This window comes from Bradyrhizobium sp. RDM12 (genome assembly GCF_051917485.1).
GTDB lineage: Bacteria > Pseudomonadota > Alphaproteobacteria > Rhizobiales > Xanthobacteraceae > Bradyrhizobium.
Genome location: NZ_CM133064.1, coordinates 4037349 through 4061326, shown reverse-complemented (window position 1 = coordinate 4061326; position 23978 = coordinate 4037349). Strand labels below are relative to the sequence as shown.

Genomic DNA, 23978 nt, shown 5'->3' with positions numbered 1-23978 from the left:
CGGCAGAGGCGAAACGTACGCTGATTCCCAGTTTACAGCCATTTCCGGTACTTTTCGGGGCTTTATTGCCGGCCGGCGCTGAAACCGCGCTTCAGCCGGATGACATAGCCGATGACTTCGGCGACCGCATGGTAGTGCTCGACAGGGATTTCCTTGTCGATGTCGGCGGTCGCGTAAAGCGCTCGGGCCAGGGGCACGTTCTCGACGATCGGGATATCGTGTTCACGCGCGATCTCCCGGATCTTGAAAGCGAGGTTGTCGACGCCCTTGGCGACGCAGATCGGCGCCGACATGCCACGCTCATAAGACAGCGCCACCGAATAGTGGGTCGGGTTGGTGATGATCACGGAAGCCTTGGGAACCGCAGCCATCATGCGCTTCTTGGAGCGCTGCTGGCGCAACTGCCTGAGCTTGCCTTTGATATGCGGGTCGCCTTCGGACTGCTTGAACTCTTCCTTGATCTCCTGGAGCGACATCTTCTGTCGCTGGAACCAGCTGCGGTACTGGAACAAATAGTCGCCAATGGCGATGATCGCGAGCGCGGCGACCACTGCACCGAGCAGATGGACCGTCAGGCTGGTGGTGGCGCCGAGCATGGCCATCGGATCGAGCTTGACCATCGCCTCCATGCGGTGCCGCTCCGGCCACAGGATCGTGGTCATGACCGCACCGAGCACGACGAGCTTGCCGATGCCCTTGAGAAAATTGGCCCCCGCCTGCTTGCCGAAGATGCGCTTGAAGCCGGCTGCCGGCGAGAGCTTGCTGAATTTGGGCGTGAGGGATTCGGCCGACCACACCAGCCGGTGCTGGAGCATGTTTCCGGCAATCGCAGCGAGCACCAGCATCAGCAAGGGCACGCCGACCGCCGCGAACACCGCCCCTTCGACCTGCTGCATCAGCACGAGCAGGTTCCCTGGGTCGGTTTTGATCATCCAGGAATTGGCAAGCAGATTGCGCATCGGCGTCAGCAGCCCGCTGCCGACCGAGCCGGAGAAGGTCGAGACCACGAGCGTGCCGCCGGCGATCATGAACCAGGTGTTGATCTCCTGGCTTTTCGCGACGTCGCCGCGTTCGAGCGCCTCTTCGAGACGTTTTTGCGTCGGGTCTTCTGTTTGGCTCTCTGGATCATTGTCTTCCGCCATCGATCACCTACTTGAGCGGCAGCATCTGGTGCATGACACCAATGAAGTAGTCGAGGTAAGTGCCCATCATCGCCGTGAGCACCACGGCCAGCACCATGAAGCCCGCGAAGATCGATAGCGGTACGCCGACGAAATAGACCTGCATCTGCGGCATCAGCCGCGCCAGCACGCCAAGCCCGATATTGAAGACGAGGCCGAACACCAGGAACGGCCCGGAAAGCTGCAGGCCGAGCAGGAACGCGGCGGAAAACGCCCGGGTGGCAAGCGAAGCGATGTCGCCGCTCGATACGGTCTCGCCCGGCGCGAAGATTGCGTAGCTGTCGTTCAGCGCAGCGATCACCAGATGATGGCTGTCGGTGGCGAACAGGAGCGTGACACCCAGCATGGTCAGGAAGTTGCCGACCAGAACGCCCTGCTGCCCCTGCGTCGGATCGACCGAAGTGACGAAGCCGAGTCCCATCTGCTGCGCGATCACGGCGCCTGCGACCTGGAGCGCCGACAGTGTCACGCGCGCGGTTGCGCCCAGCACGATGCCGATCACAATCTCATGCAGCATCAACACCAGCATCGGCGCAAGCGAGCCCATGTCGACTTGATAGGCGCTGCGATGCAGCGGCAGGATGATCAGCGTCAGCACAAGCGCGATCGACAGCTTCACCCGCGTCGGGATATTGGTCTCGCCGAGCCCCGGCAGCAGCATCACCATCGCGCCGATCCGGGCGAAGGCGAGCATGAAGGCCGCGGCAAGCGCCGGCAGCAACGAGACGTCGATGCGCATGGTGGGCGCATAGTGCCTCAGCCGCCGATGATTCGCGACGAGATCCGCAGCATGTGGGAATGCAGCGCGTCGGCCATGAACGGTAACGCCAGTAGCATCGTGGCAAAGATGGCCAGGATCTTCGGCACGTAGACCAGCGTCTGTTCCTGAATCTGCGTCAGCGCCTGGAACAGCGACACGATCACGCCGACCACGAGCCCCACCACCATCAGCGGCGAGGACACGATGACGATGGTCCAGATCGCGTCGCGGGCGACGTCGAGGGTCTCGGGTCCGGTCATTTTCGATTTCTCACTGTGAATTGCTTTTCGTCATTCCGGGGCTCGCGAAGCGAGAACCCGGAATCCATCGGGCCGCAGCGTTGGTCGCGCCATGGATTCCGGGCTCGCGACTTCGTCGCGCCCCGGAATGACGGCGCCGAAATCAAATCGGCATCTTCATGATGTCTTCGTACGCCGCGATGACGCGGTCGCGGACCGAGACCAGCGTGGACACCGCAACGTCGGTGTCGGCGACCGCCGTCACCACGTCCATCACGTTGGCCTTGCCGGCGGCCATAGCCACCGTCTGCGCGTCCGATTTGCGGCCGGATTCCATGACGCTGCCAACGGCGTCTTTCAGCAGCGAGGCAAAGGACTGCCCACTCGCCTCGCTGCCCTTGCCGGCGCCGGTGTTTTCCAGCACGCGGGCAAGGTTGGCATAAGCATTGGCCGCGATTGTCGGTGTTGCCATGGCCCAAGGTTTCCTGTTCAGCTCTTGAGGATGTCGAGCGTGCGCTGGATCATCCGGCGCGTTGCACTGATGATGTTGACATTGGCCTCGTAGGACCGCTGCGCATCGCGCATGTCGGTCATCTCGACCACCGAATTCACGTTGGGATATTTGACGTTGCCGGTGGCATCCGCCGCCGGATTGCTCGGCTCGTATTTGACGCGGAAGTTGGACTGGTCGGGCTTGATCTTGCCGAGCGTGACGACCTGCGCGTCGAGCGTGCGGTCAAGCGCCGCGGAGAACGTCGGCACCTTGCGCCGATAGGGATCGCCGCCTGCGGTCGGCGCGGTCGAGTCCGCATTCGCGATGTTTTCCGAGATCACCCGCATGCGCCCCGCCTGCGCCCGCAATCCGGAGGTCGCGATCGCCATCGAGCGGGCAAAGTCGCTGCTGTCATTCGCCATGATCTATGTCCCCGAGCTCTAGCCCTTGCCGATCGCGGTCTTCAGAAGATGCAGGCTCTTCGAATAGAGCGAGGTGACCGCCGCATAGTCCATCTGGTTGTTGGCGGACTTCATCATCTCCTCTTCGAGATTGACGGCATTGCCCGCAGGACGGGTCTCGAAACCCGCATTCTTGTTCTGGTCGAAGCTCGAGGCCGCGCCTGATGGCGTCATGTGCGAGGCGCTGGTGACGGCCATGGCCAACGGCCCCATCGAGCCCGCAGGGGCGCCGGTCTTGTCGAATTTCGGCTCGACCAGTTCGCGCGGCCGGAAATTGGGGGTGTCGGAATTGGAGACGTTCTCGGACAGGACGCGCTGGCGTTCCTGGTGCCACTGCATCTTGGTGCGAAGCGCCGACAGCACCGGAAGATCGTTGATGGACATCGTTGCGGCTCCTTGCGCCTCTTGCAGACCCTGAGGTCCGAAGCTAGGCAGAATTTGCCGCGTGTATGGTTAACAGGTGGTTAAGGCGGGGCGAATGCATGTTTCTGATTGAGACATGCCACGCTCCCCCCGTGATTCTACCCATTCCAAAAGCTGCATTAACCCAACCGCCTGGCGGCCCTGCACAGGCCAAGAAGTCGTTTTGGATCGGGCGATTCATGGGTTATTAAGACATGGGGACGGCAAAACTTGCCGTGGGACGTTAAGAGATCACAGTTTTGGGGCATCGCACGCCGGTGGTCGGCGCATCCGACCATAGGCACGAGAGAAGCGCCATTTACCGGGGACAGGTATGAACGGTAGCCCTATCACCTTCATCGTCGCGTTCATCGTCGTTCTGGCGTTGATCGGCGTCGCGGCGTGGCTGGTCCGCCGATTCGCGACCACGCGGCTCGGCGCCAACACCCAGCGCGGCAGGATGCCCCGGCTTGCGGTGATCGACGCGGCCGCGGTCGATGGCCGCCGGCGCCTGGTGCTGGTGCGCCGTGACAATGTCGAACATCTCCTGATGATCGGCGGCCCGACCGACATCGTCGTCGAACCGAATATCGTGCGCGCCGCAGCCGGCCGCGACCAGATTCCGCAACGCTCCAGCGCAGCCGAGCCGCCGCGCCTCGCCCCGATGCCGGATGCCAGCAGCTGGGCCGACGAAGCGCCGCGACCCGAGGTGCTCGACCATCCCCAGCCACAAATGCCCGAGCCGTCGCCGCGGCCCGGACGTCCGTCCTTCGCCGACGAAGTCCGTCGGCCGGCGCCCGCTCTGGCCGAACGCCGCAGTGAACCGGCGGTCGGCGGCTTTTCGCCCGAACCGATGCCGCCGCGTCTCGATCGTGAGCCCCGCCCCGAGCCGATGCCGCCGCGCATTGCGCGTGGCGAACCGCCGCTGATGCCGCGGCCGCCGCGCCAGAACGAGCCGGCGAAGGTGCCGCCGGTGCGTGCCGAGCGCGCAGCCGCACCGCCGCCTCCTCCGCCGGTGCCGCAGGCTCCGCCCGTTCCGCCGCCGGCCGCAGCTGCAGCGCCGTCGAGTGCCGAGCAAAATCTCGCCGAGATGGCCCAGCGCCTCGAGGCGGCGCTCCGTCGCCCGGCCGGCGAGACTATCGCCCCGCCGGTTGCGCCGGATCCGCCCGCCGCTCCGCCGCGCGCCGCACGGGTCGAGCCTCCGGCGCCGGCGGCCAAGCCGGCTCCGGAAAAGACCAGCTTTGAAAATCTCGAAGACGAGATGGCCTCGCTGCTCGGCCGTCCGAAGCCGTCTTCGTGAGGCTGCCGTCCTTCCCGCGTAGAGTTCTTGTCCCTTCTGTCCTGATCGCCGCGGCCTTGCTCGCCACCCCTGCGCACGCGCAGGACATCAGCATCAATCTCGGCGGTCAGGGCGGCGGCGGGGTCACCGAGCGCGCTATCCAGCTGATCGCGCTGCTCACCGTGCTGTCGATCGCACCGTCGATCCTGATCATGATGACGTCGTTTACGCGCATCGTAGTCGTGCTGTCGCTGCTGCGCACCGCGATGGGCACGGCGACCGCGCCGCCCAACTCGGTGATCCTGGCGCTGGCCATGTTCCTCACCTTCTTCGTGATGGGGCCGGTGCTGCAAAAATCCTATGACGACGGCATCCGCCCGCTCGTCGCCAACCAGATCGGCGTCGAGGACGCGCTCCAGCGCGCCTCCGTTCCCTTGCGCGGCTTCATGCAGAAGAACGTGCGCGAGAAGGACCTGAAGCTGTTTCTCGATCTCTCCGGCGAGCCGCCGCCGGCGACGCCCGACGAACTCGCGCTGCGCATCCTCGTCCCTGCGTTCATGATCTCCGAGCTGAAGCGCGCCTTCGAGATCGGGTTCCTGCTGTTCCTCCCTTCCTGATCATCGACCTCGTCGTCGCCTCCGTGCTGATGTCGATGGGCATGATGATGCTGCCGCCCGCGACGATCTCGCTGCCGTTCAAGCTGATCTTTTTCGTGCTGGTCGACGGCTGGTCGCTGGTGGCGGGAAGCCTGGTGCAGAGTTACGGCGGGTAGTGGCCGCCCCTACCCCTTCACGTCATACTGCTTGCCGAGGTGATCGCCGATCTGCACCAGCATCGCGACGCTTTCGGGGAAACCCGGCTTCTCGCGTGTCGCCTGGTCGGCATCGGCGCGAAACTCCCAGCTGTCACCGTCGCGAACGATCGAGATGGACATGCCCTCGGGGCCGTCGGCATGGACCTTCAACTCGGCCCGCGCCATGGCGATGAGTTCGGCTTCGGTCTTGGCAGGCTTGCTCATATCGTCGCTCTCCCGGCATGAAGGTGCACAGGTTGCCGTCTCGCGCGGGACCTGTCGAGAGGCCAGAAATAGCTCGGGTCCTACCGCGTCATCTTGATCTGCCGCACGACGGGGATCGTCGGCAGCGAGCCGGTGTGATCGGTCTCGTCCTTGGCCTGCGGGGCGGCGGGCGCACGTGCGGTGGCGTCGGGGAAACGCTGCTTCATTTCGCGGAGGAAGCCGTCGAGCGTGTCGACGCTTGCGGCGAGCTTGGCAATGTCGGCGAATTCGGCGCTGGAGGCGCCCGCCGGCTTGCTGGCGATGTCGAAGGCGAGCCGATCGGCGCTCTCGCTCATCAGCGGCGCATATTTCTCGCGGAACCGCGACAGCCCGATCGAGTCGTCGGCGAGCGCGTAGCCGACGGCGGCGCGGATGATGTCGCTCTTCTCCACCGCATTGAGCGGCTTGAAGTCGCGGAAGCGGTCGCCGTAATAAAGCTCGATCTGCTCGGCGGACTCGCGCCAGCGACGTCCCGCCCAGAAGATGTCGGACCGCAGCCGCAGCACCTCACGCCCACTGACGTTGGAGACGATGTCGAGCGCGAGATCATGGCGCCCGACGTCGCTCTGCGCGCGCGCTTCCAGCAGCAGGCGCTGCTGCCGCAACTCGCCGGAGAGATCGCTGATGCGGCTGGCGCGCAGCGCCGTGATCGCCATGTCGGGCTTGCGGTTGGCGAGGTAGATCATAGCAAGGCGCGCGGCGACCTGCGCGCGCGCGGCGCCTTCAAGGCGATGGTCGACCTGGTATTGCAAGAGCTCGGCGGCCTGGTCGAGCAGATCGATCGAGGCGAGACGATCGGCCAGGCGGCGGATCAGCTCGTCACCGCGCCGGCCGATCGGCGTCAGCTCGCGGAACTCGTAAAACATCCCCAGCGCCTCGACCGGCGGCAGTTCGTCGCCCTTCGGCCCCAGGAAGATCTGCGTAAACAGATCGGACGCCAGATCCTGCGCCTGGCGCGAGGCTTCCGCGTTGGGCTGCAGCTTGGTCGCGGTACGCGCCGCGGTGAGCGCGTCGCGATAGCGTCCGTTCTCGGAATAAAGCTGCGATAGCATCTGCAGCGTCTTGACCTCGATCGCGTCGCCGCGCCAGGTCATCGACAGCGTCTCGAGTTCCTTCAGCGCGTCTTCCTTGCTGATCTCGTCACGCTTCTGCCGCAGCGCGATTTCGAGCTGCTTGGCTTCGGCGGCGGCCGGCCGGTCATTCGAGGCGACCGCGAATTTATAGTCGTCGAGCGCATCCCTGTCGTGGCCGAGCGCCTCGGCAAGCCGGCCGCGCAGTACGGCAAAGCCCGGCCCAGCCTCCGGCGAGACGCCGACCACCTCCATCTCGCTGCGGCGCTTCGAGGCGCCGGCATAGTCCTTCACCTCGAGCGAAGCCCGCATCGCATCCATCGTCACGATGCGCTGGATGTCGAGCGGCAGCGAGGCGATGGCGAATTCAACGTTCTTGAACTTTTCGCGGGCGTCCGCCCATTTGCCCTGGCGCGCATAGGCGAGCGCCTTCCAGAGCTGTGAATCGTGGCTATTGCCGATCACGGGATTGGCGAGATCCTTCAGGCCCTGCGCCGGCCGGCCGATCAAGATGCTCGCGATCGCATGGATGATCAGCGCGCTGCTCTCCTCCTTGTTGAGAGGATCGCTCAGCATCAATTCGGTCACGGATTTGGCTTCGTGATACATCGCGCGCGACATGTAGAACTGGGCGAGATCGAGCCGAGGCAGCGAACGCTGCGCCGGTTCGACGGCCGAGATCGCCGTGATCAGATCGCTTTGGCGGGTCCAGAAATCTTCCGCCTGGCCCCTGCGCCAGCCCTCGGGACTGAACACCGGCCGCACCGCAGTCGGTGCCCGCTCGGCCGAAACATCGACCGGCGACAGCGTCAGGCCGCCCTTCTTGCCGAGGATGACCTTGTCCGATCCGACCTCGATGCCGACCTCGTCGGAGTTCGGCCGGATCGCGATGCCATGCGCGGATTCCAGCAGCGAGACATCGACCAGATCCTGCCGTTTGATGAAGCCACGGACCGGCCGTTGCGCGGTGACAACGTACAGCACGTCGCCCGCATCGGGATCTGTGAGCTTGTGCAGCAGACCCGGATTGGCAAAGGGGATGGCGATGTTGGCGAGCGCGGGATCGGTGATGTTGCGCGAGATCAGCAGCGGCAGCGGCGTTGCCTGGATCTTGTCGGCGAGCGTCAGCAGCCAATTGGTCTCCTTGCCGACCTCCTCGCTGCTCAGCGAATAGACCAGCGGCCGGGTGAGACGGATGCGTACCGCCTGCCCCTTCTCGAGCGGCATGCGGCTGACCTCCCCGATCATCGCACCACCCCGGGTGCGGATCGCCTCGATGTCGATCGGCTTTGACGAGTCGAACACCAGCCATACCGTGTCGCCGCGCCGGAACGCGGCCGCCGGCGTTGCGACGGGAAGCGGGAATGTCACACGCAGGCCGTCGCTGTCGCGGCGCGCATCGACGCTGGCAACGGGAGGCGGCGGCGCGGCCTGAGCCTCGGCGGGCGCAAGCTTGGGCGCTTCATTGATCGCTTCCTTGGGCTCTTCCTGACCGGGTCCTTCGCAGCTTCCTTCACGGCCTCTTTGGGGGCTTCGGTTACCACCGGCATTGCAGGAGCGGCAGGCACGGCGGCTTCCATCGTGGGCGGCGCGGGCTTGGGTGCTTCCGCGACGTGCGGAGCTTCGGTCGAGTTTATTGCCGGTGCCGGCTTTGGCGCCTCGGTGGACGGCATCGCAGCGGGCGCTTCCGGCTTCGCCTCCGATTTCGTCTCGGGCTTCGCCTCAATCCTGGCTTCGCGCGCGATCGCCTCCGAGGTCGGCGGCTTGACCTCGCTATGTGCGTCCTTCGGCTTTGCGCCCGCCGGCTTTTCAGCGGCCGGCGCCGGTCCGTGACCGCCGGATTCGGCCTTTGCGATCGTGGCCTCAGGCGTCGCGGCCGCCTTGCCCTTGTCGGGCTGGAATGCGATGTCGACGACGTAGTTCTTGTCGTCGCGGAAGGAGTGCACGTCGGAATCGCCGATCAGCGCGATCTCGACGCTGGTCTGGTCGATGTCGGACTTCTGCTTGATCGACGCGACATTCGGCGGCGCGGCGACGACGGCATCGGCGAGGTCGAAACTGAGATTGGCGTTGAAGGCGAGCGTCAGCTTCTGCTCGTTGAGCACGGAGGAGACGCCGACGCCGTCGGGCATCTCGAACACGAAGCGCACGAAGGTCGGCTGCACCGAGGCGCGCACGCGGATGGGTGGCCGCTTCTTGCTCTCGGCCGCAGCGCGCTGGGCGCGCAGCGCCCGCTCGGCGGCGCGCGCGCGTTCGGCGAGTTCCTTGACCACCTCCTGCGGCAGGCTCGGTGGCGGCCCCTTCCAGCCCTCCGGCATCAGATCGACGAAGGTACGCTCGCCAGCATTCATGGTGTTGACGGTGACGCGCCGCGCCAGCGACAGCCGGATCGCGCTGCCATCGGGGTCTCGGCGGGCGGAGTTGACGTAATCGGGCGCGCCTTCCGGCACGCGGTCGACGGGAACGTCGACGGGACGGTCAAAACGGATGATGAGTATTGAGCCGGCGGTCGTGACCTCGGACGGAATGTCCTCGCCGAGCTTGATGATGAGACGGGCAAAGCCGCCGCCAGCCGAAAAGCTCGCCTCGCCCCGGACCGGGTCAGCCGCGCGGGCACCGCTCGTCAGGCCGATCAGCACGCAGCCCGCCAACACGACCGCCTTGCGGACATGACGCGACAGTCCCACCGCCAAACCGCGGGCTCGCGACACAAATCCAGCGGCAGCCTCTCGCGCCATTGGCGGCATTCTTCCGGTTCGACGGGTCCACGCCGGCGCGGGTGCCGGCCCATGCCCTCGAATGTAGGTTTTGCCAATTAAGGACTTCTTAAGTATGAGCCCTCAATTCGGCTTTTGCGTCGGCTTGCCGTCGATCTTGGGGAGATCACCGGCGGAAGCAGCCTGGTCCCCGCCCCCATTGGCGCGGCGGGCCATTTCGACGGTCAGCCGCTCGGCGGCTTCCGACGACATCAGGCCCAGGATGTCCGACATCTTGCGCGGAGCGATCGCCGAGGCGATCTCGATCAGCACGCCCATTTCGAGCCGGTCGAACACCCGCGCCGCGTCCTTGGGCTTCATGCCCTCATACATGGTCACGAGGCCCTTCAAGCGCTGGGCCTCGGCGGCCTTCTGCTCGGCCTGAGTCGCGTTGATGCGGGATTCCACCGCCTTCATCTCCTCGACCTTGCCCTCGATGCGCTTCTCGGCCGACTTCAAGAGGCTCTCGCGGATGTCGATCTCGCGCTGGCGGGACTCGATCTCCTGACGGCGCGCCTGCAACCGCTCAAGAACCGCGCGCTCCGAAGCCGAGACCTGCGGCTGGGCCTCGTCCATATTGATCGGAGTCCCCTCGGGCTTGGTCTCGGGCGCGGCCGGCTTCGGCGCTTCCTTCGGTGCTCCATGCGTCGAGCCGGTGATGTCAGGGTCCTCGCCCCCTGGAAAATTCAGATTCTCCTGCGCCCAGGACTTCTTCACATGGTTCGGCTGGTAGTCGAAGACATAGCCGCCGTTGATCACGAGGCCCGCCACTTTCAGCGTGGCGAGACCTGCGACCGCAACCAGGACGACCGGAATGACGCGGATGTTACGAAAGGACTTCATACCCTGACTTTATGCGGCGAGACCGTTGGACCTTCGGCGCTCCGAGAAGGCTTCGGCGGCAGCGGCCACCGCTTTCGCCGGCGACGGCTTGGCGACGGGCGTGGCTGCGGCTTCCGGATTCGTGACGGGACGCGCCGCGATCGCGATCTTGGAGAGGCGGCGCACCACGTTGTCGGCTTCTCCGAGCTGTTTGTGCAGCTGGCCGGACATCTGCGTCGCGGCAGCAAGCTGGCTGCCGAGATTCTCGTTGACGTCGCGCACCGCGAGCTTGAGCCCGCCGATCGCGCGCTCGGCGATCTCGGTCGCAGTGATCAGCTCGCCGATGACAGCCTTCAGCGAATGCTCGTCCGCCTTCAGCCGCATCAGCCGCTTGTTGAGCAGGATGCAGTAGCCGATCGTGAGCATCAGCAGGATGGCCACCAGCGTCTCGATTGCCATTCCTAGGGAGTGGTTCATGGGGCCTCCATCAGCTTGTTCTGTTCGTCCACCTTCTCGAACATCGCAAGTGTCGTACTTGGCTTGCGCAAGGGTTTCGTCACGCGGATCGCAACGCGCTCCCCGACCCGGCCCATGCGTCCTTCGGTGATCGTGACGTCGCCGCAGCGTACGGTGACGTTGGCATCGGCGCGCATGTCCAGCGGCAGCGTATCGCCGACCTTCAGCCGCATCAGCTGCTTGAGCGGAATGTCGGCCTCGTAGAGCACGGCGTCGACGGAAATCTCGGCCTGCGCGATCTCGGTGGCGAAATGGCCTTCCCAGATCGGGTCGCGGCCGAACTTTTCGCCCATGAACATCTGGAGCAGCACGGCCCGGATCGGCTCGATGGTCGCGTAAGGCAGCAGCAGTTCGATGTTGCCGCCGCGGTCTTCCATGTCGATGCGCAGGCGCACCAGGATCGCGGCGTTGGCGGGACGGCTGATCGCGGCGAAGCGCGGATTGGTCTCGAGCCGGTCGATCGTGAAGGTCACCGGCGACAGCGGCCGGAACGCCTGCTCGGCATCGGCCAGCACCACCTCGACCAGCCGCTTGACCAGCTCGGTCTCGATGGTGGTGTAGGGCCGGCCCTCGATGCGGAGCTGGCTCGAGCCGCGACGGCCGCCGAGCAGCACGTCGATCATCGAGTAGATCAGGTTGGAATCGACCGTTGCCATGCCGAAATTGTCCCACTCCTCGGCCTTGAACACCGAGAGCACGGCAGGCAGCGGGATCGAGTTCATGTAGTCGCCGAAGCGCACCGAAGTGATGCGGTCGAGCGAGACTTCGACATTGTCGGAGGTGAAATTACGCAAGGACGTCGTCAGCAACCGCACCAGGCGGTCGAAGACGATTTCGAGCATCGGCAGACGCTCGTAGGAGACCATCGCCGAATCGATGATCGCTCGGATGCCGGAATGGTCGTCAAGCGTGACGTCGCCGACGGTGAAGCCGAGGAGATTATCGATCTCCTCCTGCGACAGCACCCGCTCGCCGGAGTTCTTGCCGGTGCCGAGATCGCGACTGCCGTCCTCGACCATCGCCGCCCATTGCAGGGCCATGGTCTCCGAGAGTTCGTTTTCGGCAGCAGCCTTCGCGGCCTCCGCGGGATCCTCGGAATCGAGCGACGCCTCCCACTGGGCGGCAATCGCATCCTGGTCCATCTGCTCGTTGCCGGCCATGACGCTAGCCCGTACCCTTCCCTGAGCGGTCACTGGAGCACGACTTCCTTGAACAGCACCGCGCTGACCTGCACCGGTGCGACCGCGGCGTTGACGCGCTTGGTCAGCTCTTCCTTGAGACGGAAGATGCCGGCGGAGCCGTTGAGGTCGGAGGAGCGAAGCTCGCGCACATAGGTCTGGAAGATGTCGGTGACGCGCGGCATCGTCGGCTTGATCGCCTCGACCTGCTTCTCTTCCTTCAGCTCGAGCACGATCTTGAGCTTCAGATATTGCACGCGTTCGCCGGGGGCACCGGCGAGGTTGACCATCATGTCGGGCACTTCGACGAAGACCGGCGGTTTCGGCGGGGGGCAACCTCGGCGTGATGCTCGTCTTCGCCATGTCGGAAGAACAGGAACCAGGTCGCGGCACCGCCGCCGAGCAGGACCAGCGCGCCGACGACGATCAGGATCAGCTTGAACTTGCTTTTGGGGGCAGCGGCTTCCGCGCCTTCGACGGCTGCGCCGCCTTCCGCTTCGTTCTCTGCCATGATCGTCCGGGCTCGCTCATCTCAAAAAAAGCTCGAAAGAGCGAAGCCTCCTGGCAGACAGTGACGCGATACAAATGCCCCAGCGCAAAGCGCTCCTCTTACCTGCAAACGCTACGGTAATAATGGTTAACGGAACCTTTCGATTGGGCCTCCGCTAGGAAAAATCTGCCGGGCAAACATGGCTAACAGAACCTTTCTGCCCCCCATTGGCGTCGCCGGAAAACAGCCAAGACATTGTAATTCCAAATCATTTCAAGTTGGCACGGCTTTCGCTGGGAGAGGGGCGGGACTGAACGGTTTGGGAGAACCCGACGGTCTCGTTCACGGGATCGGCCAAGGCGCTTGGGAGAGCGAAATGGCGGATCTCACGCAGGGGAGATCTACCGATGCAGAATGCGCTTCTGATCGGCTTGTCACGGCAGATGACGTTGGAACGGCAGATGGATGTCATCGCCAACAACGTCGCCAATGCCAATACCAACGGCTTCAAAGCCGACCATTCGCTGTTCGAGGAGTACCTCAACTCGAACGCGCATGAGGACAATTTCGTCGGCTCCGACCGTCGCGTCTCCTATGTGCAGGACCGCGGCACTTACCGCGACGTCGGCCAGGGGCCGATGGAGGCGACCAACAACCCGCTCGACATGGCGATCAGCGGCAACGCCTTTTTCGCCGTGCAGGCCAGTGGCGCCGAGCGCTACACTCGCGACGGCAAGTTCGCGCTCAGCAGCACCGGCCAGCTCATGACCTCCGACGGCAACCTCGTGCTCGGCACCGGCGGCCCGATCGTCTTCCAGCCGACCGACCACGACATCAACGTCGCCCCTGACGGCACCATCACGGTGCTCGAAGGCACAGCGAAGACCGACTCGATCCGCGGCAAGATCCGCATGGTGTCGTTCGACGATCCGGCCAAGCTGATCAAGCTTGGCGCCAATCTCTACGACGTCGGCTCCGCCAACCAGCAGACTGATTCCAAATCCACCCTGCAGCAGGGCTACATCGAGAAGTCCAACGTGAATTCGGTCGGCGAGATGAGCCGCATGGTCGAGGTCATGCGCAGCTACACCGCGATCGCCAACCTGCTCCAGCAGCAGAGCGACCTCCACAAATCTGCGATCGAAAAGCTCGCCGACGTTCCGGCCTGATTAGGGGACCACTGACATGCAAGCGCTCCACACCGCTGCGACCGGAATGGCGGCACAGGAACTGAACGTTCAGGTGATCTCCAACAACATCGCCAACCTGCGCACCACCGGCTTCAAGAAGCAGACCGCGGCGTTCCAGGACCTGATCTACGAACACGTCCGCCGCGTCGGCGCGCAGGCCTCGGACCAGGGCACCATCCTGCCGGTCGGCGTCGACATCGGCGGCGGCGTCAAGACCGTCGGCACCCCGCGCAGCATGACGCAGGGCACGCTGTCGCAGACCGGCAACGACCTCGATCTCGCGATGTCCGGCGAAGGCTTCTTCAAGATCCTGATGCCCGACGGCACCTACCAGTACACCCGCGACGGCACGTTCCAGATGGACAACCAGGGCCGCGTCGTCACTGCGCAGGGCAACCCGGTGCAGCCGACCATCACGATCCCGAACAACGCCTCGGGGATCACGGTCAACGAGCAGGGCCAGGTTTCCGTGACGCTTCCGGGCTCGTCGAGCAACACCATTCTCGGCCAGATCGGCGTGACCCGATTCATCAACAAGGCGGGTCTGCAGCCGGTCGGCAGCAACCAGTTCACCGAGACGACGTCGTCGGGACCGCCGCAGGACGGCACCGCGAATTCCGAAGGCTACGGCAAGATCACGCAAGGAAGCCTGGAACAGGCCAATGTCGACGTCGTGTCGGAGATGAGCGATCTGATCGCCGCGCAGCGCGCCTATGAGATGAACGCCAAGGTGATCAGCGCCGCCGACCAGATGATGCAATCGACCACGGCGCTGTTCCGCTGAGGTGATGACCATGATCCGCATCACGCTCGCCACTCTCTCCGCCCTGCTCGTGCTGGCGCTGCCGGCGCAGGCCGCCGACGACGGCATCGCCGTGCCGACGTTGCGCGCCAGCGTCACCGTCACTTCCGACGTGGTGCGGGTCGGCGACCTCATCGACAACGCCGGCTCGGCCGCGCTGATTGCGGTCTATCGCTCGCCCGATCTCGGCACCACCGGCGCGCTGCCTGTTGCCCAGGTCCTGAGCGTGCTCCGCGCCAAGCAGGTGATCGGCGTGATGACCGGCGACATCAGGGAAGTCCAGGTCACGCGGCTTGCCCGCACCTTTGCCAACAAGGACCTCGAAAACGCGGTTGCCTCCGCGCTCGAACGCCGCTTCGGCCTTGGCGAGGCCGCCAACATCAACGTGACCTTCGACCGCGGCGTGTCCGACATGCGGCTCGATGCCTCCAACAGCGGCGCGCTGCAGCCGGTTTCGACCCGCTACGACGCCCGCAGCGGCCGCTTCGACATCGCCTTCGAGATCAACAACGACAGCAACCCGGCGCCGACCAAGCTGCGCTTCACCGGCACTGCGATCGAGACCGTGGAGGTCGCGGTCCTGACCCGCGACATCGACCGCAGCGAGATGCTGAAATCTTCCGACGTCGCACAGGAGCGCCGGCCGAAAGCCGAAGTGACGGGCGAACCCGCGCTGCGCGAACGCGCTGTCGGCATGCAGTTGCGCCGGCCGATGCGCGCGGGCACGCCAATCCGCGCCGCCGACATCGCCAAGCCCGAATTCGTGTCGCGCGACCAGAGCGTCACCGTCATCTACCAGGTCCCCGGGATCTATCTCACCACCCGCGGCAAGGCGATCGAGAGTGGCGCCGAGGGCGACACCGTGAGCGTCCTCAATTTGCAGACCAAGCGTACGCTGACCGGCGTCGTCACCGGCCGCGGCCAGGTGACCGTGCTCGGCGCCAGCCAGTCCGCTCCGATGGAGACTACGGTGGAGCAGACCTCCTCGCTTAGGCGTGACGAAGCGCCCGCCCCGGTCGACACTGCAGCCCTCCTCCGGAACCTGGTCCAGGCCCCTGCGTCGCCGGCGCAGATCGCACAAGCCCAGATCCCGCAAGTTCGCATCTCGCAAGCTCCAGCCAAGCAAGCTCCAGCCAAGTCAGAGTAAGTCATGTCCTCGTTCAGTTCGGCTTCCCGTCTCCGTCGCATCGCGATCTCTGCCCTGCTGCTCGCCACTTGCGCGCTCGCAAGCGGCTGCTCCTCGATCGACCGCCTCTCGCAGATCGGCGAACAACCAAGGCTGTCGGCGATCGACAATCCGACGACGCAGCCCGGCTACAAGCCGGTGCAGATGCCGATGCCCAAGCCGGAAGTCGCCTCCTACAATCCGAACTCGCTGTGGCGGAACGGCAGCCGCGCCTTCTTCAAGGATCAGCGCGCAACGCATGTCGGCGACCTCCTGACCGTGACCGTGAACATCACCGACAAGGCCAACCTCTCCAACGAGACCCAGCGCAGCCGCACCAATTCGGAAGATTCGGGCATCACCGATTTCATCGGCTCGAAGACACTCGGCGTCCAGGCGCAGAAGGTGCTGCCCGGCCGCATCCTCACCGCCGACTCCACCGCCTCCAGCGACGGCAAGGGCAGCGTGCAGCGCACGGAAGCCTTGCAGACCAACGTCGCGGCAGTCGTGACCCAGGTGCTGCCGAACGGCAACCTCGTCGTCGAAGGCAAGCAGGAGATCCGCGTCAACTTCGAGATCCGCGAGCTCGTGGTCGCCGGCATCGTCCGCCCCGAAGACATCCAGAGCGACAACACCATCGATTCCAGCAAGATCGCGCAGGCCCGCATCGCCTATGGCGGCCGCGGCCAGATCACGGATGTGCAGCAGCCACGCTACGGCCAGCAAGTCATGGACGTGCTGCTGCCCTTCTAAGTCTCTGCAGAGCTCCCACATCGTGTTCGCGAACCTAGGCGCGAACGACGATGTACGACGCGGCCCTCGCTAGCTCCCCTGGCGAGGGCCGCATGTATTTTGGCGGTTCAGCTGTCATCGTCCCGCGAAGGCGGACGATCCCGTACTCCGAGGCCTTCATTGCTGAACCGATACAGCACACTGTGCTGGATCCGCCGCCCTCGCGGGAATGACATCGGAGAGAGTGGCAACGCCTCACGTAAACTCCGCCTCCACCTCGCCGAGCCCGTCCAGCTCCATCCGGACCTTGTCGCCGGCTTTCAGCCAAAGTGTCTTCACCAGGCTGCCGGTCAGCACGAGCTGTCCCGCGTGCAGGCCCTTGCCTTCGGCGGCGAGGTGGTTGGCGAGCCAGGCGAGTGCGTTGTGGGGATGGCCGAGCACGTCGGCGCCGGTGCCGTGGCCGACCTCCTCGCCATTGACGAGGGCGCGGCCCTTGACCGCCTTCAGGTCCGGCACCGACGAGCGCGGAACGGAGGCACCCAGCACGCAGCCGGCGGCAAAGAAATCGTCCGCAATCAGCGTCGGCGCGCCCATCGTCTCCCATTTCACGTAGCGGTCGTCGACGATCTCGATCGCGGGATGATAGGCCTCGACCGCTTCGCCAACCCATTCGGCGGTGAACGGCGCCTCGCCGGCGGCCAGGTTGCGCTTCAGGCGCACGGCGATCTCGCACTCGACGCCGACACGGACATAGTCGGAGGCCGCGAGCTTGACGCCGCTGTCGTGTACGCCCTTCTGGAACACGCCGCCGCCGCAGGGGTATGGGATGCCGATATAGTCCTGCATCACCTGGCTGGTGCAGCCGATCTTGTAGCCGACGAGCGGGCCGGCGTTCTTCAGCAGGAGATCATGCAGCGTGCGCTGAACCTGATAGCCCTCGGCCTCGTCATCCGGGGGAACCTGAAGTGCCGCGAGCGGCGCACGATTGCGGCGCGCCAGCGCGATCGCCTTTGCGGCTTCTAGAATTTTGTCCATCGGCGCCGCCTCCCACGCTACGCAATCGAGGGCAGCACTTCAGCACCCCCGCTCGGGCCTGACAAGCCGCGTGCGGCCGGCGGCCTCATGCCTTGACGGGCCAGCCGGGTCAGGCTCGCGGTCGTCGCGAACCCCTTGCAGGTCAGCACGAGCTGACGAACGCGGCCTACGGCCTGTTGCCGGCGCTTAAGGAAATATTGAGCTGGTCCAGGCTTTATCGGCATGCGCGCCTGGCGGCGTCGCATGAAACCTGATTGCAGCGAAGCGTGAAGCAGCTGGATCAGCCTCTCAGCATCCGAGCCGATCTCGTTGATGCGACTCGCAAAACCTCCCGCATCTGAAGTGAAGGCTGTCTCTCATGTGAACTCACGTGAGGCTGCAGGAATCGACTCTACCTCCTTGATCGCGATTCAGTTTTCGCGTTGCGTTCGCGCGTCGAAGCGCGCGGCGGCAAACGTCAGGCAAAAATACCGATTGCGGCGCGAAATGGCGCCGTGAGCCTAAAAAAAAAGAGCCGCATCGCTGCGGCCCGGACTCTATTCGTCGCGATAGACCTTCTCGCGTTTCTCGTGGCGCTCCTGCGCTTCCACGGAGAGCGTCGCGATGGGCCGGGCTTCGAGCCGTTTCAAAGAGATCGGCTCGCCGGTATCCTCGCAATAGCCGTAGGTGTTGTCCTCGATGCGCTGAAGCGCGGCGTCGATCTTGGCGATCAACTTGCGCTGGCGGTCGCGGGCGCGGAGTTCGATAGCGCGGTCGGTTTCGGACGATGCCCGATCGGCGAGATCGGGGTGGTTCACGTTCTCCTCCTGCAGAGCCTGCAGGGTGAGTTTGGACTCTTTGAGGATCTCATCCTTCCAGGCGAGGAGCTTCATACGGAAGTACTCCTTCTGCCGGTCGTTCATGAAAGGCTCTTTTTCGGTCGGTCGGTAGTTTTTCAACTTTTCCAAGGGCGGCCTATCTTCTTAAGCAACGACTCGTGAACGGAACGGGGTCCGTTGAGCCGGGGCTTATATAGCTACCCCATGTGACAGACAATATTTCCTTAATAGCGAAGTTGCCGCCCCCAAGCCCTTGCACAGGAAGGTCTATCCGCAAGGGCCCGGGGGCGGCCAAAAGCCTAGTAACCGACCGTAAAACGCTGCCTCACATGGGCCGGCTTCTCGACCTCGTCGGCGAGCGCGATGGCGTAGTCGGCAAAGCTGATCCAGCTTTTGCCGTTCGCATCTGCGAGAAGCTGATCGGTGCCGAGCCGGAACTTGGTGGTCCGCTCCCCCTCGATGAACAGCGCCGAGGGCGAGATGAAAGTCCAATTCAGCTCCTTTTCCTGGCGCAGCAGGTCGAGAAAGACCCCACCCGCCTCTGCTTCGGCCTTGTATTGGACCGGAAAACCGGGGGTTGTAACCAGTTTGACGCCGGGCGCGACCTCCAGGCTGCCGGCGCCGCCGACGACTAGATAGCGCCCGACCTTGGAGTCCTTGGCCGCGCCGATCAGCTTATGCGGGTCGCTCGCCAGGAAGTGGACGGAACTGATGGCCACATCGTGCCCGGCCCAGAGCTTGGTCAGCCCGGCCTGGTCGAGCACGTCGCCCTTGATCGGCGTGACGTTCGGCAGGATTGCAATCTTCTCCGGGTTGCGTGCGATGGCGGTGACGCCATGGCCGCGGTTGGATAGTTCCTTGGTGATCTCCGAACCCGCCCGGCCCGAGGCGCCGGCAACTGCGATTTTCATGGAAGGCTCCTTCGCTTTTGTAGTAACCAATGGTGACTAGATATCGCGGGGAATGCTGGTGTTAAGAGAGCACTTTGTGCTTACCTGATTACGCAGAAGTAACCGGCAAGCTGAGCCAAGCGCGAGGAATGAGATGAAACCCGACGTCTATGCCGCCGATTGTCCGACGCGCCAGATCCTCGATCGCATCGGCGACAAATGGGCCGTGCTGATCCTGTTGCTGCTGCGCAGGGAGCCGATGCGCTTCAATCAGTTACGCCGCACGATTGAAGGTATCTCGCAGAAGATGCTGAGCCAGGTTCTCAAGTCGCTCGAGCGCGACGGCTTGATCAAGCGCCACGCCATCGCGACCGTGCCGGTGACGGTTGAATATTCGATTACGCAGCTCGGCCTGACACTCGCCGCCGCGGTCGATCCGTTGCGCGATTGGGCGGAGGAGAATCTGAAAGACGTGCTCGCCGCACAGCGCCGCTACGATTCGCAGCAGAAGGAGGAAGCGGCGTAGAGCCGATCTGTAAGCGCCTCAAATGATCCGCTGGACGATTACGCCTGCCCGGCCTTGGCCAGCTCGACCTCGACGCGCAGCTCGATCTCGGACAGCACGGAATCGAGACCGGGATCGCCGGAGGACGATTTCAGGTTGGCAGCCGCATCGCGCAGCCGCATCACCGTCGACGCGTCGAGATTGCCGGACAAGAGTCCCATCTTGAGGTCGTCGAGCACATCGAGCGCGGTCTTGCCGCGGACGACCGAGCGCTTGCGCCGCTCGACCGGATCTTCCTCGATGCCTTGCAGCGCGAGCAGCGCATCGATGTTGGCGGAGGCCTTCGGTGCGGCGGCGCTGCGCGTCTCCTGCGCCGAATTCGTGTCGGGCAGCACGAAGGTGCCGGAGCTCGTTCGCCTGGCCTGGCTGGCCGGCGTTCCAAGCGTGGTGCCATTCGGTCCGTAGATGCGCATCGAAGCAATCCGGGTGATCGATGCGCCACATTCGCCGCCTTATGGTTAACGGGACGTAAACGGCCCGGCAAAATCTGCCGGCATGCGGCAGTTTCGCTCCTTGGGGCGAATGCCAACCGGCATCCATCCGAAGAGATTAATTCAACCTATTCAGTCGACTAACCCCTCTGCCCCGTGTTGGCACAGCGCTCGCAAGGAAAGCGTCGGACCAGCTCGTCATGGGAGTGTCGCAGATGGTCCGCGATGTGAGGAGCCTCGGGGAGCAGAGGATGCCAGGCGTACGTTGGGTGAGGATTCTTAGCGGGGTGTTTGGGGTGGCCTGCGCCGCGCTGTCAGCGCTGGTGCTCTCGGTCGCGCCTGCGAGTGCGACCTCGCGCATCAAGGATCTCGCCAATATCGAAGGCGTGCGGCAGAACCAGCTCATCGGCTACGGCCTCGTCGTCGGCCTCAACGGCACCGGCGACACCCTCAACAACATCCCCTTCACCAAGCAGTCGCTGCAAGCGATGCTCGAGCGCATGGGCGTCAACATCCGCGGCGCCACCATCCGCACCGGCAACGTCGCCGCCGTCATGGTGACCGGCAATCTGCCGGCCTTCGCAACGCAGGGCACGCGCATGGACGTCACCGTCTCCGCGCTTGGCGATGCCAAGGATTTGCGCGGCGGCACCCTGCTCGTCACCCCGCTCCTCGGCGCCGACGGCAACGTCTATGCGGTGGCGCAGGGCTCGCTTGCGATCTCCGGCTTCCAGGCCGAGGGTGAAGCGGCGAAAATCGTGCGCGGCGTTCCGACCGTGGGGCGCATCGCCAACGGCGCCATCATCGAGCGCGAGATCGAGTTCGCGCTGAACCGGCTGCCCAACGTGCGGCTCGCGTTGCGCAACGCCGATTTCACCACCGCCAAGCGCATTGCGGCAGCGATTAACGACTATCTCGGTGTCAAGAGCGCCGAGCCGATCGATCCCTCGACAGTGCAGCTGACCATCCCGCCGGAATTCAAGGGCAACGTGGTCGCCTTCCTGACCGAGATCGAGCAGCTTCAGGTCGATCCGGATCTCGCCGCCAAGATCGTCATCGACGAGCGCTCGGGCATCATCGTGATGGGCCGCGACGTCCGCGTCGCCACCGTCGCGGTTGCGCAAGGCAATCTCACGGTCACGATCTCCGAGAGCCCGCAGGTAAGCCAGCCCAATCCGCTGTCGCGGGGCCGCACCGTGGTCACGCCGCGATCGAGCGTCGGCGTCACCGAGGACGGCAAGAAGTTCGCCGTCGTCAAGGACGGCGTTTCGCTGCAGCAGCTCGTCGACGGCCTCAATGGCCTCGGCATCGGCCCGCGCGACCTCATCAGCATCCTCCAGGCGATCAAGGCCGCGGGTGCGATCGAAGCCGATATCGAGGTGATGTGATGCAGACCGGCATGCTCAACACCGCGCACGTCGTCACCGCCGCGCTCTCGAACCCCGCCTTCTCCGTGGAAAGCCGCAACGGCCGTCCCGATTTCGAGCTTGCCGCAGCGTTGCAAAAGGTCTCGCCGCAGCAGCAGGCGAAGACGCAGAAGACCGCCACCGACTTCGAGGGCATGTTCCTCAACAGCATGTTCGCGCAGATGACTTCGGGGCTGAAGGGCGAAGGCCCGTTCGGGGACACGCTGGGCACCGGCGTCTGGCGCTCGATGCTGACCGAGCAATATTCCAAGAACTTCGCCAATGCCGGCGGCGTCGGTGTCGCCCGCGACGTCTACCGTACCCTGATCATGCAGCAGGCCAAAACCACTCTTCGTACGGCATAAGGTCAAACGAGATGAACCACTTCAACGCGTCCCGTCGGCCGGTGCCAGCGCAGCGTCCGGACAACCCGCCCGAGAGCGCCGCGGCGCGCAAGCTCGCGGAGGACCTGATGGACGCGATGAGCGCCCTGCTCGGCCTGATCGAGCGCGAGACCGAGCTGGTCCGTGCCGGCAAGGTCCGCGAAGCGATGACGATGGAGAGCCAGAAGCAGGAGCTGTCGCGGCGCTACGTCGGCGCCGTCGGCCAGTTGAAGGCGAACCAGGCCCAGCTTTCGAAATCCGCGCCCGAGCTGCTCTCGACGCTGCACCGCCACCACGACGCCTTCCGCGCCATGCTTCAGGTCAATCTCACCGTGCTTGCGACAGCGCATGCGGTCTCCGAGAGCGTCGTGCGCGGCGTCAATGCCGAGATCCAGAAGCGCAACGTGCCGAACACCTATACGGCGGCGGGGCGCCGTGCCATGCCTGGCCCGCGTCACATCACGCCGCTCGCGGTCAGCCGCACGCTCTGAGCGCAGACAAAGAACCCTATCCAATTTTACGAAAAACCGCGCGGCGAAAGCGTCGCGCGGTTAGTCACGTTTGCTTACTCGATGTTCAATCCTGGTGTTCCATGGTTGCGTATTGAGAGGGGTTGGGATTTGACTCGCACAAGGCAACCAGGAGGCTGCCATGAGTACAGATTTCAGCATCAGGCCGGTGGGGATACCGGCCCCCGTACAGATCGTCACGACGTCGAATTCGGCGGCGAACGATGCCGTGCGAACCGATTTACCGGTGAGCCAGACGGTGGCCGCGAGCGACACGACCGCGGCTGCGGGCAATGATCTGCAGAGCAACGCGAACATCTCGCGCCAGGTCGTGTTCGACCAGGCGTCCGCATCCATGGTCTTCCAGGTCGTCAACGACCGGACCGATGCCGTGGTCAATCAGTTCCCCGACGAGGCGATGCTGCGCCGGCGAGCCTATTTCCATGCACTGGATTTGAAGTCGGAGCCCTCGCGCCCGCTCAACACGGATCTCAGCGCTTAGAGAACGCCTGCCGATCAGCTGTCGACCGTGGCCTGGGCGGTGTCGAGATAGCTCGAGCCGGTCGCGGGGTCGGTGACGACGTTCTTGATCTGCGCCGTGCCGGTGTCGGTCAGCGTGAACTTCGTGTTGCCGAAGCGGAACGACGAGTCCTTGATCAGCACCTGCTGGTATTGCGAGTTTCCATCGCTCTGATAGTGAATCTGCGCGCGAAAGCCGTTGACCTGCGAGATGTTGAGCGAAAATTTCTTGCCGTCGGCATAGCTGCCGGTCCAGTTGCCCTGGTACTGCGACGAGTCGACCGCAACGTATTTGGACGAGCCCGTCGTGCTCGAAAGCGTACTCGCCTTATACGCGGTCGACAGGATGCTCATGATGTCCGACATCACGAGTCTCCGTCAGGGCCGGCCGGACAGACCGGCGGCGATGTTGCGGTTGATCTCGATCAGCGGGCGGAAGTGATCGAATTGCGGGCTCATCTGCAGCGCCGCGGTCTGGCTCAGCACGAACACGCTGATGTTGGCGATCTTCTGCCGGACATCGAGCGGCTGCGGGTTGTTCTCGCGCATCGCCTCGCTCAGGAAGATCGTCCAGAGCTTGCGGTTGAACATCAGCGCCTGCGTGGTCTGCTCGCTGAAGGGATCAGCGGCGTTGATCGCGTCCTGGAGCTTGTTGGCTGCCTTCAGCAGGGTCTGCGCCTCGATGTCACGAGGAGATGCGGTGGTCGTTGCAACACGCGCGTAGGCCGAGGCAGCAGAATTCGACATCAATCACACCTTGGAAGCTTCCTAGCCCGTTGAACGGGCTTAAGGATTTCTTTCCCAACCCTATGCAGTAGCGCTTAAGATT

At 64.3% G+C, this 23978-nt stretch carries 26 protein-coding genes and 3 pseudogenes; 11 read left to right on the top strand and 18 right to left on the bottom strand.

Translation table 11 applies throughout. The features are described from left to right. Positions 1-62: 62 nt before the first annotated feature. The 6 genes from flhB to flgB all read right to left on the bottom strand — a co-directional run bounded on the left by flhB (position 63) and on the right by flgB (position 3518). The gene (flhB, locus tag ACTGJ9_RS19530; protein WP_456678381.1) at positions 63-1142 is read right to left on the bottom strand and encodes a flagellar biosynthesis protein FlhB; all 1080 of its coding nucleotides are present in this window, start codon (positions 1140-1142) and stop codon (positions 63-65) included. 7 nt (positions 1143-1149) lie between these two features. Beyond that, complete coding sequence (gene fliR / locus ACTGJ9_RS19525; RefSeq protein ID WP_456678380.1) at positions 1150-1920, bottom strand: flagellar biosynthetic protein FliR; 771 nt, start codon at positions 1918-1920, stop codon at positions 1150-1152. A gap of 17 nt (positions 1921-1937) precedes the next feature. Then, positions 1938-2201, bottom strand: a complete 264-nt coding sequence (gene fliQ, locus ACTGJ9_RS19520; protein WP_027534765.1) for a flagellar biosynthesis protein FliQ — start codon at positions 2199-2201, stop codon at positions 1938-1940. 142 nt (positions 2202-2343) lie between these two features. Next, a complete protein-coding gene (gene fliE / locus ACTGJ9_RS19515; protein WP_456678379.1) occupies positions 2344-2652 on the bottom strand; it encodes a flagellar hook-basal body complex protein FliE in 309 nt (102 codons plus the stop codon). 17 nt (positions 2653-2669) lie between these two features. Continuing rightward, positions 2670-3095, bottom strand: coding sequence for a flagellar basal body rod protein FlgC (flgC, locus tag ACTGJ9_RS19510; RefSeq protein WP_148751405.1), 426 nt, complete (start codon positions 3093-3095; stop codon positions 2670-2672). A gap of 18 nt (positions 3096-3113) precedes the next feature. Then, positions 3114-3518 carry a flagellar basal body rod protein FlgB gene (flgB, locus tag ACTGJ9_RS19505; RefSeq protein WP_254132569.1) on the bottom strand — a complete coding sequence of 135 codons (405 nt, stop codon included), beginning with the start codon at positions 3516-3518 and terminating at the stop codon, positions 3114-3116. 352 nt (positions 3519-3870) lie between these two features. Here flgB and ACTGJ9_RS19500 point away from each other — a divergent pair, with 352 nt between their 5' ends. Together ACTGJ9_RS19500 and fliP are read left to right on the top strand one after the other, a co-directional pair. Continuing rightward, complete coding sequence (locus ACTGJ9_RS19500; RefSeq protein ID WP_456678378.1) at positions 3871-4836, top strand: flagellar biosynthetic protein FliO; 966 nt, start codon at positions 3871-3873, stop codon at positions 4834-4836. Further along, positions 4833-5587, top strand: a pseudogene (gene fliP / locus ACTGJ9_RS19495) (flagellar type III secretion system pore protein FliP). Before ACTGJ9_RS19500 ends, fliP begins: the two are co-directional and overlap by 4 nt. Positions 5588-5596: 9 nt before the next feature. Here fliP and ACTGJ9_RS19490 read toward each other — a convergent pair. From ACTGJ9_RS19490 to fliL, 6 genes and pseudogenes are all read right to left on the bottom strand, one after another. Then, complete coding sequence (locus ACTGJ9_RS19490) at positions 5597-5833, bottom strand: hypothetical protein (protein ID WP_456678377.1); 237 nt, start codon at positions 5831-5833, stop codon at positions 5597-5599. An 80-nt stretch (positions 5834-5913) separates the two neighbouring features. Continuing rightward, a pseudogene (locus ACTGJ9_RS19485) lies at positions 5914-9680 on the bottom strand (tetratricopeptide repeat protein). A gap of 102 nt (positions 9681-9782) precedes the next feature. Next, positions 9783-10541, bottom strand: a complete 759-nt coding sequence (locus tag ACTGJ9_RS19480; RefSeq protein ID WP_456678376.1) for a MotE family protein — start codon at positions 10539-10541, stop codon at positions 9783-9785. A 9-nt stretch (positions 10542-10550) separates the two neighbouring features. Then, positions 10551-10997: a DUF6468 domain-containing protein gene (locus tag ACTGJ9_RS19475; RefSeq protein WP_456678375.1), complete on the bottom strand. Its 447-nt coding sequence runs from the start codon at positions 10995-10997 to the stop codon at positions 10551-10553. Next, the gene (fliM, locus tag ACTGJ9_RS19470; RefSeq protein WP_456678374.1) at positions 10994-12196 is read right to left on the bottom strand and encodes a flagellar motor switch protein FliM; all 1203 of its coding nucleotides are present in this window, start codon (positions 12194-12196) and stop codon (positions 10994-10996) included. The genes ACTGJ9_RS19475 and fliM overlap by 4 nt, the downstream gene beginning before the upstream one ends. Before the next feature lie 29 nt (positions 12197-12225). Continuing rightward, positions 12226-12725: pseudogene (fliL, locus tag ACTGJ9_RS19465) on the bottom strand (flagellar basal body-associated protein FliL). A gap of 386 nt (positions 12726-13111) precedes the next feature. On the opposite strand from fliL, the gene flgF reads away from it, so the two are divergent. From flgF to flgH, 4 genes are read left to right on the top strand one after another with little or no spacing between them, the layout of a single operon-like run. Then, entirely contained in the window at positions 13112-13873 is a 762-nt protein-coding gene (gene flgF, locus ACTGJ9_RS19460) for a flagellar basal-body rod protein FlgF (protein ID WP_456678373.1), read from the top strand. A 16-nt stretch (positions 13874-13889) separates the two neighbouring features. Continuing rightward, positions 13890-14678, top strand: a complete 789-nt coding sequence (gene flgG / locus ACTGJ9_RS19455; RefSeq protein ID WP_456678372.1) for a flagellar basal-body rod protein FlgG — start codon at positions 13890-13892, stop codon at positions 14676-14678. 10 nt (positions 14679-14688) lie between these two features. Further along, positions 14689-15843 carry a flagellar basal body P-ring formation chaperone FlgA gene (gene flgA, locus ACTGJ9_RS19450; protein ID WP_456678371.1) on the top strand — a complete coding sequence of 385 codons (1155 nt, stop codon included), beginning with the start codon at positions 14689-14691 and terminating at the stop codon, positions 15841-15843. Between the two features lie 3 nt (positions 15844-15846). Continuing rightward, the gene (gene flgH / locus ACTGJ9_RS19445; protein ID WP_456678370.1) at positions 15847-16614 is read left to right on the top strand and encodes a flagellar basal body L-ring protein FlgH; all 768 of its coding nucleotides are present in this window, start codon (positions 15847-15849) and stop codon (positions 16612-16614) included. A 234-nt stretch (positions 16615-16848) separates the two neighbouring features. On the opposite strand, the gene ACTGJ9_RS19440 is transcribed toward flgH, so the two are convergent. The 3 genes from ACTGJ9_RS19440 to ACTGJ9_RS19430 all read right to left on the bottom strand — a co-directional run bounded on the left by ACTGJ9_RS19440 (position 16849) and on the right by ACTGJ9_RS19430 (position 19357). After that, positions 16849-17628, bottom strand: coding sequence for a 2-keto-4-pentenoate hydratase (locus ACTGJ9_RS19440; RefSeq protein ID WP_456678369.1), 780 nt, complete (start codon positions 17626-17628; stop codon positions 16849-16851). 536 nt (positions 17629-18164) lie between these two features. Next, positions 18165-18530 (bottom strand): RNA polymerase-binding protein DksA, encoded by a 366-nt coding sequence (gene dksA, locus ACTGJ9_RS19435; RefSeq protein WP_008142458.1) that lies wholly within the window; start codon positions 18528-18530, stop codon positions 18165-18167. Positions 18531-18745: 215 nt separating this feature from the next. Then, on the bottom strand, positions 18746-19357 hold the full coding sequence (locus tag ACTGJ9_RS19430) for an NAD(P)-dependent oxidoreductase (RefSeq protein ID WP_456678368.1): 612 nt from the start codon (positions 19355-19357) through the stop codon (positions 18746-18748). A 133-nt stretch (positions 19358-19490) separates the two neighbouring features. Between ACTGJ9_RS19430 and ACTGJ9_RS19425 the strand changes: the two genes are divergently transcribed. Next, the gene (locus tag ACTGJ9_RS19425; RefSeq protein WP_456678367.1) at positions 19491-19862 is read left to right on the top strand and encodes a winged helix-turn-helix transcriptional regulator; all 372 of its coding nucleotides are present in this window, start codon (positions 19491-19493) and stop codon (positions 19860-19862) included. 38 nt (positions 19863-19900) lie between these two features. Here ACTGJ9_RS19425 and ACTGJ9_RS19420 read toward each other — a convergent pair whose 3' ends face one another. After that, on the bottom strand, positions 19901-20314 hold the full coding sequence (locus ACTGJ9_RS19420) for a flagellar assembly protein FliX (protein ID WP_456678366.1): 414 nt from the start codon (positions 20312-20314) through the stop codon (positions 19901-19903). 269 nt (positions 20315-20583) lie between these two features. Between ACTGJ9_RS19420 and ACTGJ9_RS19415 the strand changes: the two genes are divergently transcribed. The 4 genes from ACTGJ9_RS19415 (at position 20584) to ACTGJ9_RS19400 (ending at position 23132) form a co-directional block, all read left to right on the top strand. Next, positions 20584-21720 (top strand): flagellar basal body P-ring protein FlgI, encoded by a 1137-nt coding sequence (locus tag ACTGJ9_RS19415; protein WP_456678365.1) that lies wholly within the window; start codon positions 20584-20586, stop codon positions 21718-21720. Next, positions 21720-22103, top strand: coding sequence for a flagellar assembly peptidoglycan hydrolase FlgJ (gene flgJ / locus ACTGJ9_RS19410; protein WP_456678364.1), 384 nt, complete (start codon positions 21720-21722; stop codon positions 22101-22103). Before ACTGJ9_RS19415 ends, flgJ begins: the two co-directional genes overlap by 1 nt. Positions 22104-22114: 11 nt before the next feature. Continuing rightward, positions 22115-22612: a hypothetical protein gene (locus ACTGJ9_RS19405; RefSeq protein WP_456678363.1), complete on the top strand. Its 498-nt coding sequence runs from the start codon at positions 22115-22117 to the stop codon at positions 22610-22612. Between the two features lie 160 nt (positions 22613-22772). Continuing rightward, the gene (locus ACTGJ9_RS19400; RefSeq protein ID WP_456678362.1) at positions 22773-23132 is read left to right on the top strand and encodes a hypothetical protein; all 360 of its coding nucleotides are present in this window, start codon (positions 22773-22775) and stop codon (positions 23130-23132) included. Positions 23133-23146: 14 nt separating this feature from the next. Here ACTGJ9_RS19400 and ACTGJ9_RS19395 read toward each other — a convergent pair whose 3' ends face one another. Then, positions 23147-23515, bottom strand: a complete 369-nt coding sequence (locus tag ACTGJ9_RS19395) for a hypothetical protein (RefSeq protein WP_456678361.1) — start codon at positions 23513-23515, stop codon at positions 23147-23149. A 12-nt stretch (positions 23516-23527) separates the two neighbouring features. Next, entirely contained in the window at positions 23528-23896 is a 369-nt protein-coding gene (gene flaF, locus ACTGJ9_RS19390; RefSeq protein WP_456678360.1) for a flagellar biosynthesis regulator FlaF, read from the bottom strand. Positions 23897-23978: the final 82 nt, after the last annotated feature.

Coding starts and splice junctions, on each gene's coding strand:
- flhB (WP_456678381.1), bottom strand. CDS start 1,142: ATGGCGGAAGACAATGATCCAGAGAGCCAAACAGAAGACCCGACGCAA.
- fliR (WP_456678380.1), bottom strand. CDS start 1,920: ATGCGCATCGACGTCTCGTTGCTGCCGGCGCTTGCCGCGGCCTTCATG.
- fliQ (WP_027534765.1), bottom strand. CDS start 2,201: ATGACCGGACCCGAGACCCTCGACGTCGCCCGCGACGCGATCTGGACC.
- fliE (WP_456678379.1), bottom strand. CDS start 2,652: ATGGCAACACCGACAATCGCGGCCAATGCTTATGCCAACCTTGCCCGC.
- flgC (WP_148751405.1), bottom strand. CDS start 3,095: ATGGCGAATGACAGCAGCGACTTTGCCCGCTCGATGGCGATCGCGACC.
- flgB (WP_254132569.1), bottom strand. CDS start 3,518: ATGTCCATCAACGATCTTCCGGTGCTGTCGGCGCTTCGCACCAAGATG.
- ACTGJ9_RS19500 (WP_456678378.1), top strand. CDS start 3,871: ATGAACGGTAGCCCTATCACCTTCATCGTCGCGTTCATCGTCGTTCTG.
- ACTGJ9_RS19490 (WP_456678377.1), bottom strand. CDS start 5,833: ATGAGCAAGCCTGCCAAGACCGAAGCCGAACTCATCGCCATGGCGCGG.
- ACTGJ9_RS19480 (WP_456678376.1), bottom strand. CDS start 10,541: ATGAAGTCCTTTCGTAACATCCGCGTCATTCCGGTCGTCCTGGTTGCG.
- ACTGJ9_RS19475 (WP_456678375.1), bottom strand. CDS start 10,997: ATGAACCACTCCCTAGGAATGGCAATCGAGACGCTGGTGGCCATCCTG.
- fliM (WP_456678374.1), bottom strand. CDS start 12,196: ATGGCCGGCAACGAGCAGATGGACCAGGATGCGATTGCCGCCCAGTGG.
- flgF (WP_456678373.1), top strand. CDS start 13,112: ATGCAGAATGCGCTTCTGATCGGCTTGTCACGGCAGATGACGTTGGAA.
- flgG (WP_456678372.1), top strand. CDS start 13,890: ATGCAAGCGCTCCACACCGCTGCGACCGGAATGGCGGCACAGGAACTG.
- flgA (WP_456678371.1), top strand. CDS start 14,689: ATGATCCGCATCACGCTCGCCACTCTCTCCGCCCTGCTCGTGCTGGCG.
- flgH (WP_456678370.1), top strand. CDS start 15,847: ATGTCCTCGTTCAGTTCGGCTTCCCGTCTCCGTCGCATCGCGATCTCT.
- ACTGJ9_RS19440 (WP_456678369.1), bottom strand. CDS start 17,628: ATGGACAAAATTCTAGAAGCCGCAAAGGCGATCGCGCTGGCGCGCCGC.
- dksA (WP_008142458.1), bottom strand. CDS start 18,530: ATGAACGACCGGCAGAAGGAGTACTTCCGTATGAAGCTCCTCGCCTGG.
- ACTGJ9_RS19430 (WP_456678368.1), bottom strand. CDS start 19,357: ATGAAAATCGCAGTTGCCGGCGCCTCGGGCCGGGCGGGTTCGGAGATC.
- ACTGJ9_RS19425 (WP_456678367.1), top strand. CDS start 19,491: ATGAAACCCGACGTCTATGCCGCCGATTGTCCGACGCGCCAGATCCTC.
- ACTGJ9_RS19420 (WP_456678366.1), bottom strand. CDS start 20,314: ATGCGCATCTACGGACCGAATGGCACCACGCTTGGAACGCCGGCCAGC.
- ACTGJ9_RS19415 (WP_456678365.1), top strand. CDS start 20,584: ATGCCAGGCGTACGTTGGGTGAGGATTCTTAGCGGGGTGTTTGGGGTG.
- flgJ (WP_456678364.1), top strand. CDS start 21,720: ATGCAGACCGGCATGCTCAACACCGCGCACGTCGTCACCGCCGCGCTC.
- ACTGJ9_RS19405 (WP_456678363.1), top strand. CDS start 22,115: ATGAACCACTTCAACGCGTCCCGTCGGCCGGTGCCAGCGCAGCGTCCG.
- ACTGJ9_RS19400 (WP_456678362.1), top strand. CDS start 22,773: ATGAGTACAGATTTCAGCATCAGGCCGGTGGGGATACCGGCCCCCGTA.
- ACTGJ9_RS19395 (WP_456678361.1), bottom strand. CDS start 23,515: ATGTCGGACATCATGAGCATCCTGTCGACCGCGTATAAGGCGAGTACG.
- flaF (WP_456678360.1), bottom strand. CDS start 23,896: ATGTCGAATTCTGCTGCCTCGGCCTACGCGCGTGTTGCAACGACCACC.